This window comes from Sulfuricystis multivorans, from assembly GCF_003966565.1.
GTDB classification, from domain to species: Bacteria; Pseudomonadota; Gammaproteobacteria; order Burkholderiales; family Rhodocyclaceae; genus Sulfuricystis; species Sulfuricystis multivorans.
Genome location: NZ_AP018718.1, coordinates 1,985,721 through 1,998,809, shown reverse-complemented (window position 1 = coordinate 1,998,809; position 13,089 = coordinate 1,985,721). Strand labels below are relative to the sequence as shown.

The window sequence follows — 13,089 nt, the reverse complement described above, 5'->3', positions numbered from 1 at the left end:
GTCACATTCCTTCGAGCAGCTTGTATTTCCGGATGTTGCGATCGGCGAGCGCCTGCAGCCGGGCGATCGCCTCGGTGCGCAGCTTCGGCGCGAACAGGTGAGCAAAGCGTTTCTGCGGCTTCAGATATTCCTCGACGGGCAGGGGGTGCCGTATCGCCAGCGCCGACTTTTGCTCGCCGTATTCGGCTTCGAAGACCGGAAACAAGCCCGTCTCCTTGGCGAGCCGCGCCATCTTGATCGTCTCGTTCGGCTGCGTGCCCCAGCCGAGCGGGCAGGGCACGAGGATGTGCAGATAGCGCGCGCCGTGAAATTCCATCGCGCGGCGCACCTTGGCTTCGAGGTCTCTGAGATCGGCGACCGTCGCGGTGGCCACATAAGGAATCTCGTGCGCCATCGCGATCGCCGGCACGAACTTGCCCTGACCGAACGGATTGCCCGGCTCGGGCCCGGCCGCCGGCGTGGTCGTGGTGCGCGCCGCCGGCGGCGTGGCGGAGGAGCGCTGCACGCCGGTGTTCATGTAGCCGTTGTTGTCATAGCAGATGTAAAGCACGTCGTCGTTGCGCTCGAACATGCCGGAGAGACAGCCGAAGCCGATGTCGGTGGTGCCGCCATCGCCGCCCTGGGCGACGACACGGATGTGGCGGCGCTCGCCTTTGTGCATCTTCACCTTGAGCGCTGCGGCGATCCCGGTCGCCACCGCCGCGGTGTTGCCGAACAGCGAATGGAGCCACGGCACCTGCCAGCTCGTTTCCGGATAGGGTGTCGAGAACACTTCCAGACAGCCAGTGGCGTTGGCGCAGATCACCCGACCGTTGGTTGCTTCCATCGCCGCGTCGATCGCATAGCGTGCGCCGAGCGCCTCGCCGCAGCCCTGGCAGGCGCGGTGACCGGAGTTGATCGAGTTGTAGCGCTTGACCTGCGCCTGCACGCTGCGCTGTTCCGGCGGCAGCAGGCGGTTGCCGACCGTGAAGGTGCCGGTCTGGTAGAACTTGATCGGTTGGTAGGACATGGAGTTCTCCCTCAATGTTGCCAGGCTGCAAATGATCTCGAGAGCCGTTGGCAGTCGGCATGGGCAGGGCGGCTCATGGTTCGCGGCTGGGGCAGCCGTTGGGCTTGGGCGTGGTGCGCCCACGACTCGCAATGCTCGGACAAGCGGGCGCCGTATCCACGCCCTGCGCCGACGGCTGCCGACACCCGCTGGCAAATCGCTGCCTGTCCATACCGCATGCCTGCCTCAATAGTTTCTCGCCGCGACGACGCCGATGTCGCGCAGCAGGTTCTCGGCCACCGGGCCGCAGCGGCGGTGCGCCTTCTCCCGTTCGAGCTGCTTGTTGACCATCGCCCAGTCGAGGTCGAGGAAAGTGACGTGTTCGAGCGTGTCTTTCTCTGCCTTGAGGAACAGTTCCGTCAGCGACTTCTTGGTGATCGCACGGCCGCCCAGCCCGGCGATGACCGTATAGCCGTGCATGTGCAAGCCCGACAGCGCCATGCGCACGTTGGTCGAGAGTATCCCGCCCAGCCCCACGGCCATGCTCTTCTCGATCACCACGACGCGCTTCGCCCCCGCCAGACCCGCACGCACGCCCTCGAGCGGGAAGGGGCGGAACAGCGTGATCCCCAAGGCGCCGATCTTGTGGCCCTGGGCACGCATTTCATCGACGACGTCCTTGATCGTGCCGAGCACCGAACCCATCGCGACGACGATGGTCTCGGCGTCTTCGCAGCGATAGGTGTGTGTGAGGCCGCCCGAATCGCGACCGAAGATGCTGCAAAACTCTGCCGCATACGCCGGGATCAGCTTCAGCGCCTCCATCTGTTTGGCATGGGCGAGATAGCGCACCTCCATGAAGGCCTCGGGGCCGACCATCGCGCCGATCGACACCGGCTCGGCCGGATCGAGCACCTGGCGCGGCTCGTATTTCGGCAGGTAGGCGTCCACCTGTTCCTGCGTCGGCATATCCACGCGCTCGTAGGCGTGAGTGAGGATGAAGCCGTCCATGCACACCATTACCGGCAAGCTGAGTTCCTCGCCGAGGCGGAAGGCCTGGATGTGCAGATCCAGCGCTTCCTGATTGTTCTCGGCAAATAGCTGGATCCAGCCGGCGTCGCGCATCGCCAGCGCATCCGAGTGGTCGTTCCAGATGTTGATCGGCGCGCCGATCGCCCGATTGGCCACCGTCATCACGATCGGCAGCCCCAGGCCGGAAGCGTTGAATACGGCTTCAGCCATGAACAGCAGGCCCTGCGAGGCGGTGGCCGTGTAGCTGCGCGCGCCGGCAGCAGAGGCGCCGATCGCCACCGACATCGCGGCGAATTCGGATTCGACGTTGATGAACTCACAGGGGCTGAGCGTGCCTGCCTTGACCATCTCGCCCAGCGCTTCGACGATGTGCGTCTGCGGCGAAATCGGATAAGCGCAGACCACCTCGGGGCGACACAGCGCCACCGCCTCGGCGACGGCGCGCGAACCTTCACACTGTTTCAACATGGGCGGCAGCCTCCATTTTTTGCCTGGCGAGCTCGAAAGCTTCGGCAGCCGCGGCGATATTGCCGCTGGCAACCTTGCCGGAGAATTTCTCACGGATCGCCTTGAGCACCGAATCGAGCCGGACGATGCCGGTGACGGCGGCGAAGGCGCCCAAGAGCGGCACATTGGGCACCGGCCGGCCGACATGCTTCAAGGCCAGCTCGGTGGCGGGCAGGGTGCACAGCCGCTCTGGGCGGTAGTTCGCCACGAATTCGCCCAGCCCAAGTTCGGCAAAGCTCTTGCCGGTGTTGATCAGGATGTAGCCGTCGGGCTTGAGACCCGCGAAACAGTCCACCTGATGCAGGAGCGTGGGGTCCTGGATGATCAGCGCATCGGGCGCAGTGACCGGTTCGCGCAGACGGATTTCCTTGTCGTCGATGCGGCAGAAGGCGACCACGGGCGCTCCGGTGCGTTCCGAGCCGAAGCTGGGAAAGGCCTGGGCATGGCGGCCTTCGTCGAAGGCGGCGATGGAGAGCATCTCCGCTGCGGTGACGACCCCTTGACCACCGCGGCCGTGAAAGCGAGCCTGGAACATGCTGCGTTCTCCTCGTGATGGATCGGGCCTGCTGTGGCGTTCATGGTGCACTGCCCGATTGCGAGGGTGAGTTTAACCCTTTAACATCGGCAGCGCCGCCTACCCGGCGGCCTATACGAACAACCGCTTCGCGCACCCCGCGAAGCCCGATTCCATCGCTCCATACAGGAGGAGATATGTCCGAGGTTCAGTCTGGTGCGGCTTCCGTTTTGGCCGCCCGCGGTGATGATGCCGATTCGCAGGAGACACAGGAGTGGCTCGATGCGCTGGAGGCCGTCATCGAGCAGGAAGGCGCCGAGCGCGCCCACTACCTGATCGAGCAACTGATCACGCTGGGACGGCGTGCCGGCATCAACCTACCGTATTCCGCCAACACCGATTACGTCAATACCATTCCGGTCGACCGCCAGCCGCTCGCGCCCGGCGACTATGCGATCGAAAACCGCATCCGTTCCTATGTGCGCTGGAACGCGCTGGCGATGGTGCTGCGCGCCAACCGCGACAAGTCGAACCTGGGTGGTCACATCGCGAGCTTCGCCTCGGCCGCGACCCTCTATGACGTCGGTTTCCAGCATTTCTGGCGCGGCCCGAATCATCCTTCGGGCGGCGACTTGATCTATTTCCAGGGCCATTCCGCCCCCGGCATCTATGCGCGCGCTTTCCTGCTCGGTCGGCTCACCGAAGAGCAGCTCGACGGCTTTCGGCGCGAGGTGGATGGCAAGGGACTGCCTTCCTATCCGCACCCTTGGCTCATGCCGGAGTTCTGGCAGTTCCCCACCGTATCGATGGGCCTGGGGCCTTTGCAGGCGATCTATCAGGCGCGCTTCATGAAATACCTCGAAGATCGCGGGCTGGCCAAGACCACCGACCGCAAGGTGTGGGCCTTCATGGGCGATGGTGAGATGGACGAGCCGGAATCGATGGGCGCGATCGGCATGGCCGGCCGCGAGCGGCTCGACAACTTGATCTTCGTGGTCAACTGCAATCTGCAACGCCTCGACGGGCCGGTGCGCGGCAACGGCAAGATCATCCAGGAACTGGAGGCCGAATTCCGCGGCGCCGGCTGGAACGTGATCAAGGTGATCTGGGGCAGCTACTGGGATTCCCTGCTGGCGCAGGACAAGAAGGGACTGCTCAGGAAGCGCATGATGGAATGCGTCGACGGCGATTACCAGACCTTCAAGTCGAAGGACGGCGCCTACGTGCGCGAGCATTTCTTCAACACGCCGGAATTGAAGGCGATGGTCGCCAACTGGACCGACGACGACATTTGGCGCCTCAACCGTGGCGGACACGATCCGCACAAGATCTATGCCGCCTACAAGGCCGCGATGGAGCATGCCGGGCAGCCGACGGTGATCCTCGCCAAGACCATCAAGGGCTATGGCATGGGCGAATCGGGCCAGGCGCAGAACATCACCCATCAGCAGAAGAAGATGGGCACCACGTCGCTGAAGGCCTTCCGCGACCGCTTCCGTTTGCCGATCGCCGACGAAGACCTCGAGAAGCTGCCCTATCTGAAATTCCCCGAAGGCTCGGCCGAGCTCGAATACATGAGGAGCCGGCGGCTGGCGCTGGGCGGCTATCTGCCGCAACGGCGACGCCGGGTCGAGCCATTGCCGGTACCGCCGCTGTCGGCATTCGAGTCGCTGCTGAAGGCTTCCGGCGAAGGGCGTGAATTCTCGACGACGATGGCCTTCGTGCGCTTGCTCGGCTTGCTGATCAAGGACAAACAGCTTGGGCGGCGCATCGTGCCGATCGTGCCGGACGAATCGCGCACCTTCGGCATGGAGGGTCTGTTCCGCCAGATCGGCATCTGGAACCAGGAAGGGCAAAAGTACGTGCCGCAGGATGCCGACCAGCTGATGTTCTACAAGGAATCGAAAGACGGCCAGATTCTTCAGGAGGGGATCAACGAGGCCGGTGCGATGGCCGACTGGATCGCCGCGGCGACGAGCTATTCGACGCATGGCGTGCAGATGATTCCCTTCTACATCTTCTATTCGATGTTCGGCCTGCAGCGCACGATGGATCTGGCTTGGGCCGCGGGCGATTCGCGTGCGCGCGGCTTTTTGATCGGCGGCACCGCCGGGCGCACGACGCTCAATGGCGAGGGGCTGCAGCATGAGGATGGCCATTCGCAGCTGCTCGCCGCGGCGATCCCGAACTGCCTCTCCTATGATCCGACCTTTGCCTACGAGCTGGCGGTGATCATCCAGGATGGTCTGCGGCGCATGGTGGCCGAGCAGCAAGACGTGTTCTATTACATCACGGTGATGAACGAGAACTACGAGCATCCGGCCCTGCCGGAAGGCGTCGAGCAAGACATCGTCAAGGGCATGTATCTGTTCAGGAAGGGCGCCAGCAGCAACGGCCCGCGCGTGCAATTGCTCGGTTCCGGGACGATCTTCCGCGAGGTGATCGCCGCCGCCGAGCTGTTGAAGGCCGACTGGGGCATCGAGGCCGATCTGTGGAGCTGCCCGAGCTTTACCGAGCTGGCGCGCGATGGCCACGCTTGCACGCGCTACCGCCTGCTGCATCCGGACGAGCCGAAGCCGGTCTGCCATGCCAAGAAGCTGCTCGCCGACACGCGCGGGCCGATCGTTGCCGCGACCGATTATGTGCGCCTGTATGCCGAGCAGATCCGTCCTTTCATCACCGAAGGCGGGCGTCGCTACACGGTGCTCGGCACCGACGGCTTCGGTCGTTCCGATACGCGCGAGAAGCTGCGCGACTTCTTCGAGGTGGATCGCCGCTGGATCGCGCTGGCGGCGCTGTCGGCGCTTCTCGAAGACGGGGCGATCGAGGTGGCTACCGTGAAGGCGGCGATCGTGAAATATGGCCTCGATCCGGCCAAACCGAATCCGCTGGGAGTCTGAGGCGATGGACATCCAAGTTCCCGACATCGGTGATTTCAAGGACGTTCCGGTCATCGAGATCCACGTCAAACCGGGCGATGAGGTCAAGGCCGAAGATGCGCTGATCACGCTCGAATCGGACAAGGCGACGATGGACGTGCCCAGCCCCGCCGCGGGCATCGTCAAGGAAGTCAAGGTCAAGCTCGGCGACAAGGTCAGCGAAGGGACGTCGATCGTCGTGCTCGAACCGGCCGCCCAAGCGCCAGCGCCCGCAACACCAGCGGCCCCGGCGCCCGAGGCCGCCGCACGGACTCCCGAGGCCGCAGCCGCACAGACTCCCGAGGCCGCCGCCGCACGGACTCCCGAGGCCGTGCCGGCGCCGGTCGTTGCGCCGTCTGCGTCAGCCGGCCCCGTGCCGCCGACGCCGACCATCGCGATCCTGCCGCCACCCGTGCGCCTGCCATCGCCGGCCGAGATCGTCGCCGAGCTCGATGGCGTCAAGCCGCACGCCAGCCCTTCGGTGCGCCGCTTCGCGCGCGAACTGGGCGTCGACATCGCGCAGGTGAAAGGCAGCGGGCCGAAAGGGCGCATTACGCATCAGGACGTCCAGGCCTTCGTGAAAGCCGCGCTCGCCGGTGGTGCCGTCCCGTCAGCGCCGAGTTTGGGGGCAGGGCTGAATCTGCCGCCCTGGCCGCAGGTCGATTTCGCCAAGTTCGGCCCGGTCGAGAGAAAGCCCTTGTCGCGCATCAAGAAGATTTCCGGGCCGAATTTGGCCCGCAACTGGGTGATGATCCCGGCAGTGACCTATCACGAGGATGCCGACGTCACCGAGCTCGAAGCCTTGCGCGTGACGCTCAACAAGGAAAACGAGAAAACCGGCATCAAGATCACGATGCTCGCCTTCATCATCAAGGCAGCCGTCGCGGCGCTGAAGAAATATCCCGAGCTCAACGGCTCGCTCGACGGCGACGAGATCGTCTATAAAAACTACTGGCACATCGGCTTTGCTGCCGACACGCCGAACGGCCTGGTCGTGCCGGTGCTGAAAGAGGCCGACAAGAAGGGGGTCATCGAGATCGCGCAGGAAACCGCCGAGCTTGCGAAAAAGGCGCGCGAAGGCAAGCTTTCCCCCACCGAGATGCAGGGCGCGAGCTTCACCATTTCGAGCGTTGGCGGCATCGGCGGCACCGCATTCTCGCCGATCGTCAATGCGCCGGAGGTGGCGATCCTCGGCGTCAGCAAGGCCAGCATCAAGCCGGTGTGGAATGGCCAGGAGTTCGTGCCGCGTCTGATCCTGCCGCTGTCGCTCTCCGCCGATCATCGCGTCATCGACGGCGCGTTGGCGACGCGCTTCAACGCTTATCTGGCCCAATTGCTCGGCGACTTCCGGAGGGTGCTGCTGTGAATGCGCCGATCGAGACCGAACTGCTGGTGCTCGGCGCAGGCCCCGGCGGCTATTCGGCGGCCTTCCGCGCCGCCGATCTCGGCATGAAAACCGTGCTGGTCGAGCGTTATCCGACCTTGGGCGGCGTCTGCCTCAATGTCGGCTGCATTCCGTCGAAGGCGCTCTTGCACATCGCCGCGGTGATCGAGGAAGCGCAGCGCGTCTCCTCTGCTGGTGTCGACTTCGCTGCCCCGCAGATCGACATCGGCAAGCTGCGCGCACATAAAGAGAAGGTGGTCGGCAAGCTGACCCAAGGCCTTGCTGGCATGGCGAAAGCCCGCAAGGTCGAGGTGGTGCGCGGCTACGGCCATTTCCTCGACGCGCATCATCTCGAAGTCGAGGAAACCGCGGGGCCGGCGCAGGAAAAGACGGGCCACAAGCGCGTCATCCGCTTCGAGAAGTGCATCATCGCCGCGGGTTCGGCCGCCGTGCATCTGCCCTTCCTGCCCGATGATCCGCGCATCGTCGATTCGACCGGGGCGCTCGCATTGCCGCGCGCGCCCCAGAAGATGCTCGTCATCGGCGGCGGCATCATCGGGCTGGAGATGGCCACCGTCTATTCGACGCTGGGCGCTCGCGTCGATGTCGTCGAGATGATGGACGGCCTGATGCAAGGCCCCGACCGCGACGCAGTGAAGGTGTGGGAAAAGCACAATGCCCATCGCTTCGACCGGATCATGCTGAAGACGAAGACCACCACCGTTAAGGCGCGCGACGATGGGCTATGGGTGACGTTTGAAGGCGAGCATGCGCCCAATGAGCCGCAGCGCTACGACCTGATTCTGCAGGCCGCCGGCCGCAGCCCGAACGGCAAGAAGATCGGCGCGGAAAAAGCGGGTGTCGCGGTCGATGCGCGCGGCTTCATCGCCGTCGATACCCAGATGCGCACCAATGTGCCGCACATCTTCGCGATCGGCGACATCGTCGGCCAGCCGATGCTCGCGCACAAGGCGGTGCATCAGGGCCATGTCGCCGCCGAAGCCGCTGCCGGGCAAAAGGCGCATTTCGATGCGACGGTGATACCGGGCGTGGCCTACACACACCCGGAAGTTGCCTGGGTGGGACTGGGCGAGGACGAAGCGAAGAAGCAGGGGAGGGCGGTCGAGGTGGCGAAATTCCCCTGGGCCGCCTCCGGCCGCGCGATCGCCAATGGCGCCGAGTATGGTTTCACGAAGCTCATCTTCGATGCCGAAACCCATCGCATCGTCGGCGGCACGATCGTCGGCCCGTCGGCAGGCGACATGATCGGCGAGATCGCGCTGGCGATCGAAATGGGCGCCGATGCGATCGATATCGGCAAGACCATCCATCCGCATCCGACGCTCGGTGAATCCATCGGCCTGGCGGCCGAAGTGGCGCATGGTTCCTGCACCGATCTGCCGCCGCTGAAGAAACGCTGAAATTCGGCGGCTTACACGAAGGCATTCGACTATTTCGATCACAAGCCCGGCTCGACCGGGCGCTGCAAGGAGGAAACACGCATGGCAACGCAGGACGAGCTGAAACAGGCCGTCGCCCAGGCGGCGGCGGACTTTGTCGCGCAAAACGTGCCGGCCGGCAGCATCATCGGTGTGGGCACCGGCTCGACGGCCAATTTCTTCATCGACGCGCTGGCGAAGATCAAGCATCACATCGCCGCGACGGTGGCCAGTTCCGAGGCGACGAAAAAGCGTCTCGAGGGTCACGGCATCGAGGTGCTGGACCTCAACGAGGTCACCGCGATGCCGGTCTATGTCGATGGCGCCGACGAGATCACCGCAAGGCTCGAGATGGTCAAGGGCGGCGGCGGGGCGCTCACCCGCGAGAAGATCGTCGCCGCGGTGGCCGAAAGATTCGTTTGCATCTGCGATGAATCGAAGCTCGTCGCCAAGCTCGGCAAGTTTCCGCTGCCCATCGAGGTGATCCCGATGGCGCGCGCCTACGTCGCGCGCGAGATCGTCAAGCTCGGCGGCGAGCCGAAGCTGCGCGAAGGCTTCGTCACCGACAACGGCAACGTGATCCTCGACGTGCATGGCTGGCAGATCGATGATCCGGCTGGGCTGGAGACGACGCTCAACCAGATCGTCGGCGTCGTCACCAACGGTTTGTTCGCGCGTCGCGGTGCCGACCTATTGCTGTTGGCGACACCCGAGGGCGTGCGAAAGCTGACGAAATAGCCGATCAACTTCGCGGCGGCACGTAGCGATTAGCTTCGCGGCGGAACGTAGCAATTAGCTTCGCGGCGGAACGTAGCCCTGAACACGGTCGGCGCCGGAGCCGAAGAAGTGCTTTTGGCTTCGGCCGCTCGGCTGTTCGCCTCGCTTAACGTTCGCTTGCGCTCACGTTAGCCTACGCCGAAAGCACTTTGCTCTTCGCAAGACCTTTGTCAGCTACGCGGAGGAACGTAACCCTGAACACGGTCGGCGCCGGAGCCGAAGAAGTGCTTTTCAACCTGCTCGGCGAGGTATTTGCGGTGCGAGGGGTCGGCGAGGTTCAGTCGATTTTCGTTGATGATCATCGTCTGCATGCGGATCCACTGCTGCCAGGCTTCCTTCGAGACGTTTTCGAAGATGCGCTTACCGAGCTCGCCGGGCATCGGCGGGAAATCGAGACCTTCGGCCTCGCGGCCGAGTTTGACGCATTTGACGGTTCTAGCCATGGGGAAATCCTCTTCGTATCGTTGGGCAGGTCATTCTACAGATTCTTCACCAGCACCTTCGAGCGCCGCTGGAAGTTGTAGAGCTCGCGGCGTTGTTCGGGTAGTTCGCCGACATCGGTGGGAACGAAGCCGCGTTCGGTGAACCAGTGCGCGGTGCGGGTCGTCAGCACGAACAGGCGTTTGATGCCCAGCTGTTTCGCCCGCTGCTCGATGTGACGCCGCAGCCGGTCGCCATAGCCGATCTCGCGGTATTCTGGCATCACCGCCAGGCAAGCGAGTTCGCCAGCCTTGGCATCCGAAAACGGATAAAGCGCGGCGCAGCCGACCACCGTGCCGTCGAGTTCCAGCACCGAGAAGCGCTCGATCTCCATCTCGATGCGCTCGCGGCCGCGCTTGACCAGCGTGCCGTCGGCTTCCAGCGGCGCGATCAACGCGAGGATCGCGGCGACGTCGTGGATCGTCGCGCCGCGGATGCGCTCGAGCGGCGCATGGGTGAGCACGGTGCCGATGCCATCGCGCGTGAAGAATTCCATCAGCATCGCGCCGTCGCGGCGCCGGTCGAGGAAATGCACGCGGCCCACCTTGCCGCCGCGCACCGCGCGCAGCGCGCCCGGCAGCACGCGGGTCACTTCGGGCGACTGTTTGATGCGTTTCTTGAGCAGCGCTTCGCCCTCGTCGGCGGTGAGCGCGTCGATGCGCTCGCCCTTGCGATCGAGAAGACCTGGGGCGTCGACCAGGAAGATCAGCTTGTCGGCGTGGATGGCGCAGGCGACGGCTTCGGCGACTTCTTCCCAGGCGAGATTGAAGATTTCCCCGGACGGTGAGGCGCCAATCGGCGAGATCAGCACGACGTTTTCCTGGGCGAGGTCGGCCTGGATTTCCTCGGCGATGACGTTGCGCACCGCCCCGGTGTAGTGATGGTCGATGCCATCGACGACGCCGACCGGCTTGGCAGAGATGAAGTTGCCGCCGGTCACACGCAGGAAGCCGCCGGCCAGCGGCGTGTTCGGCAGCCCCTGCGAGAGCATCGCCTCGATCTCGATGCGGGTGACGCCGAGCGCGCGCTTGACGCATTCGAGCGCGGCGGCGTCGGTGATGCGCAGACCCTTGTGGAAGCGGGGCGGGAGGCCGCGCGCCGCCATTTCGGCGTCGATCTGCGGCCGCGCGCCGTGCACCAGCACGAGGCGGATGCCCATGCTGTCCAAAAGCGCGATGTCGTGGATCAGCGCCTGCGCGCTGGCCCGGTCTTCGAGCGCTTCGCCGCCGAAGGCGATCACGAAAGTGCGGCCGCGAAAGGCATGGATGTACGGCGCCGCCTGGCGTACCCAGGCGACCAGCCGTTCGTCAGTGAGCGTGGTTTCGTTCGATTCCATCATTGCCGGCCTTTCTTTCCTTTGCCGCCGACGCCCGCGGGGTTTTTTCCTTCCAGCGCAGCGGAAAGCCGCTCGCAGAGGGTACGCAATACCTTGACGCGCGCATAGGCCTTGTCTTCCGCCGCGATGAGCGTCCACGGCGCCGTGCCGGTGCTGGTGCGGTCGACCATGTCGCACACCGCGCGGTGGTAGTCGTCCCATTTCTCGCGATTGCGCCAGTCCTCGTCGGTGATCTTGAAACGCTTGTAGTCGGTCTGTTCGCGCGCCTTGAAGCGCTTGAGCTGCTCTTCCTTGCTGATCTGCAGCCAGAACTTGACGATGACGGCACCGGCCTGTGCCAGCTCGTGTTCGAAATCGTTGATTTCCGAATAGGCACGCAGCCAGTCGGCCTCGGCGCAGAAGCCTTCGATGCGTTCGACCAGCACACGGCCATACCAGGAACGGTCGAAGATCGTCACGCGCCCCGTGCGTGGCACATGCCGCCAGAAACGCCACAGATAGGGCTGAGCGCGCTCTTCCTCGGTGGGCGCTGCCACCGGCACGATCTGGTACTGGCGGGCATCCATCGCCGCGGCGACACGGCGGATCGTCCCACCCTTGCCAGCGGCATCGACGCCTTCGAAGACACAGATCAGCGAATGCTTCTTGAAGCGCGGATCGCGCACCAATTCGGACAGGCGTCCCTGCCAGTGTGCGAGCTGGGTCTCATACTGCTTCCTGGTCAGCTTTTGGGTCAGATCGAGCTCGCTGATCACATCGCGCCCGTCGATGTTCGGCTGGATCGGCGGAGTGACGGGCGATGACGATCGTTCGCCATCGGCCAGACGGGCGCGCAGCGCATCGAAAATGATCTTGCCGACGGTGAGGCTGCGGTAGCGGTCGTCTTCGCCCGCGACGATGATCCACGGCGCCCAGGGCGTGTTGGTCATGCGCAACACATGGCCGGCGACTTCCTGGAGCTGATCGTAGGTCTTCAGCCGCTCCCAGTTCCATTTCGTCACGCGCCAGGCGGTGCGCGGGTCCTTTTCCAGTGCCTTGAGACGCCGCTTCTGCCCTGCCTTGGTGAGGTGGAGCCAGAATTTCAGCACCAGCGCGCCCTCGTTGACGAGCATCTGCTCGAAGCGGTTGATCTGGTCGATACGCGCATCGAGCGCCGCCTGCTTGATCGTTCCAGCGATGCGCTCATGGATCGGATTCGAATACCACGAGCCGGCGAAAATGCCGATGCGCCCTTTGGGCGGCAGCGCCCGCCAGTAGCGCCACATCACCGGACGTTCGCGTTCTTCGTCGGTGGGCTCGGAAAACGCCAGCGTCGAGAGAAAGCGCGGATCCATCCATTCGTAGAGCAGGTTGATCGTCTCGCCCTTGCCGGCACCATCCTGGCCGGAAATCAGCACGATGACCGAGAACCTGCTCTGTTCCTTGAGCTCGTATTGCGCGTCGAGCAAATCGGTGCGCAGCTGCGGCACCGTGCTCTTCCAGGTGGCCTTGTCGATCTGGTGGCCGATCTCGGCGGATTCGAACATGGATGTCTCCCCTTCGATTCAGATTATCCATTGAGAGCGGGCTGATGCGCCATGAGCATTTGATACGGTCATTTCATCGCCCACACGGCGGCTTTCGGGCTGCGGGCGGGCCCTTTGCGCCCCCGCGTATCGCCAGACACGGTTATTGGCTCGTCGCGCGGACGCAAATCGCCTCGCCCTCGCCTCGA

At 64.3% G+C, this 13,089-nt stretch carries 10 protein-coding genes; 4 read left to right on the top strand and 6 right to left on the bottom strand.

The window, feature by feature from the left end; all coding sequences use genetic code 11:
• Position 1: 1 nt before the first annotated feature.
• The 3 genes from EL335_RS10020 to EL335_RS10010 form a co-directional block, all read right to left on the bottom strand.
• Positions 2-1,009, bottom strand: a complete 1,008-nt coding sequence (locus EL335_RS10020) for a thiamine pyrophosphate-dependent enzyme (RefSeq protein ID WP_126446524.1) — start codon at positions 1,007-1,009, stop codon at positions 2-4.
• 225 nt (positions 1,010-1,234) lie between these two features.
• Positions 1,235-2,488 carry a pyruvate ferredoxin oxidoreductase gene (gene porA, locus EL335_RS10015; protein WP_126446522.1) on the bottom strand — a complete coding sequence of 418 codons (1,254 nt, stop codon included), beginning with the start codon at positions 2,486-2,488 and terminating at the stop codon, positions 1,235-1,237.
• Positions 2,472-3,062, bottom strand: a complete 591-nt coding sequence (locus tag EL335_RS10010) for a 2-oxoacid:acceptor oxidoreductase subunit gamma family protein (protein WP_126446520.1) — start codon at positions 3,060-3,062, stop codon at positions 2,472-2,474. Before EL335_RS10010 ends, porA begins: the two co-directional genes overlap by 17 nt.
• Before the next feature lie 176 nt (positions 3,063-3,238).
• On the opposite strand from EL335_RS10010, the gene aceE reads away from it, so the two are divergent.
• The 4 genes from aceE to rpiA all read left to right on the top strand — a co-directional run bounded on the left by aceE (position 3,239) and on the right by rpiA (position 9,520).
• Positions 3,239-5,941 carry a pyruvate dehydrogenase (acetyl-transferring), homodimeric type gene (gene aceE, locus EL335_RS10005; RefSeq protein WP_126446518.1) on the top strand — a complete coding sequence of 901 codons (2,703 nt, stop codon included), beginning with the start codon at positions 3,239-3,241 and terminating at the stop codon, positions 5,939-5,941.
• A 4-nt stretch (positions 5,942-5,945) separates the two neighbouring features.
• Complete coding sequence (aceF, locus tag EL335_RS10000; RefSeq protein WP_284155328.1) at positions 5,946-7,325, top strand: dihydrolipoyllysine-residue acetyltransferase; 1,380 nt, start codon at positions 5,946-5,948, stop codon at positions 7,323-7,325.
• The gene (gene lpdA, locus EL335_RS09995; RefSeq protein ID WP_284155327.1) at positions 7,322-8,764 is read left to right on the top strand and encodes a dihydrolipoyl dehydrogenase; all 1,443 of its coding nucleotides are present in this window, start codon (positions 7,322-7,324) and stop codon (positions 8,762-8,764) included. The genes aceF and lpdA overlap by 4 nt, the downstream gene beginning before the upstream one ends.
• Before the next feature lie 81 nt (positions 8,765-8,845).
• On the top strand, positions 8,846-9,520 hold the full coding sequence (rpiA, locus tag EL335_RS09990; protein ID WP_126446515.1) for a ribose-5-phosphate isomerase RpiA: 675 nt from the start codon (positions 8,846-8,848) through the stop codon (positions 9,518-9,520).
• 209 nt (positions 9,521-9,729) lie between these two features.
• Here the strand turns inward: rpiA and EL335_RS09985 are convergent, their stop codons facing one another.
• The 3 genes from EL335_RS09985 to pap are packed head-to-tail and all read right to left on the bottom strand — an operon-like array spanning position 9,730 to position 12,901.
• Positions 9,730-10,002 carry an oxidative damage protection protein gene (locus tag EL335_RS09985; protein WP_126446513.1) on the bottom strand — a complete coding sequence of 91 codons (273 nt, stop codon included), beginning with the start codon at positions 10,000-10,002 and terminating at the stop codon, positions 9,730-9,732.
• A gap of 35 nt (positions 10,003-10,037) precedes the next feature.
• Positions 10,038-11,378: an amino-acid N-acetyltransferase gene (argA, locus tag EL335_RS09980; RefSeq protein WP_172600078.1), complete on the bottom strand. Its 1,341-nt coding sequence runs from the start codon at positions 11,376-11,378 to the stop codon at positions 10,038-10,040.
• A complete protein-coding gene (pap, locus tag EL335_RS09975; RefSeq protein ID WP_126446511.1) occupies positions 11,375-12,901 on the bottom strand; it encodes a polyphosphate:AMP phosphotransferase in 1,527 nt (508 codons plus the stop codon). Before pap ends, argA begins: the two co-directional genes overlap by 4 nt.
• Positions 12,902-13,089: the final 188 nt, after the last annotated feature.

Excerpts from the sequence above, each read along its gene's own strand:
- porA (WP_126446522.1), bottom strand. The coding sequence starts at position 2,488 with ATGTTGAAACAGTGTGAAGGTTCGCGCGCCGTCGCCGAGGCGGTGGCG.
- pap (WP_126446511.1), bottom strand. The coding sequence starts at position 12,901 with ATGTTCGAATCCGCCGAGATCGGCCACCAGATCGACAAGGCCACCTGG.
- EL335_RS10020 (WP_126446524.1), bottom strand. The coding sequence starts at position 1,009 with ATGTCCTACCAACCGATCAAGTTCTACCAGACCGGCACCTTCACGGTC.
- EL335_RS10010 (WP_126446520.1), bottom strand. The coding sequence starts at position 3,062 with ATGTTCCAGGCTCGCTTTCACGGCCGCGGTGGTCAAGGGGTCGTCACC.
- aceE (WP_126446518.1), top strand. The coding sequence starts at position 3,239 with ATGTCCGAGGTTCAGTCTGGTGCGGCTTCCGTTTTGGCCGCCCGCGGT.
- rpiA (WP_126446515.1), top strand. The coding sequence starts at position 8,846 with ATGGCAACGCAGGACGAGCTGAAACAGGCCGTCGCCCAGGCGGCGGCG.
- aceF (WP_284155328.1), top strand. The coding sequence starts at position 5,946 with ATGGACATCCAAGTTCCCGACATCGGTGATTTCAAGGACGTTCCGGTC.
- argA (WP_172600078.1), bottom strand. The coding sequence starts at position 11,378 with ATGATGGAATCGAACGAAACCACGCTCACTGACGAACGGCTGGTCGCC.
- EL335_RS09985 (WP_126446513.1), bottom strand. The coding sequence starts at position 10,002 with ATGGCTAGAACCGTCAAATGCGTCAAACTCGGCCGCGAGGCCGAAGGT.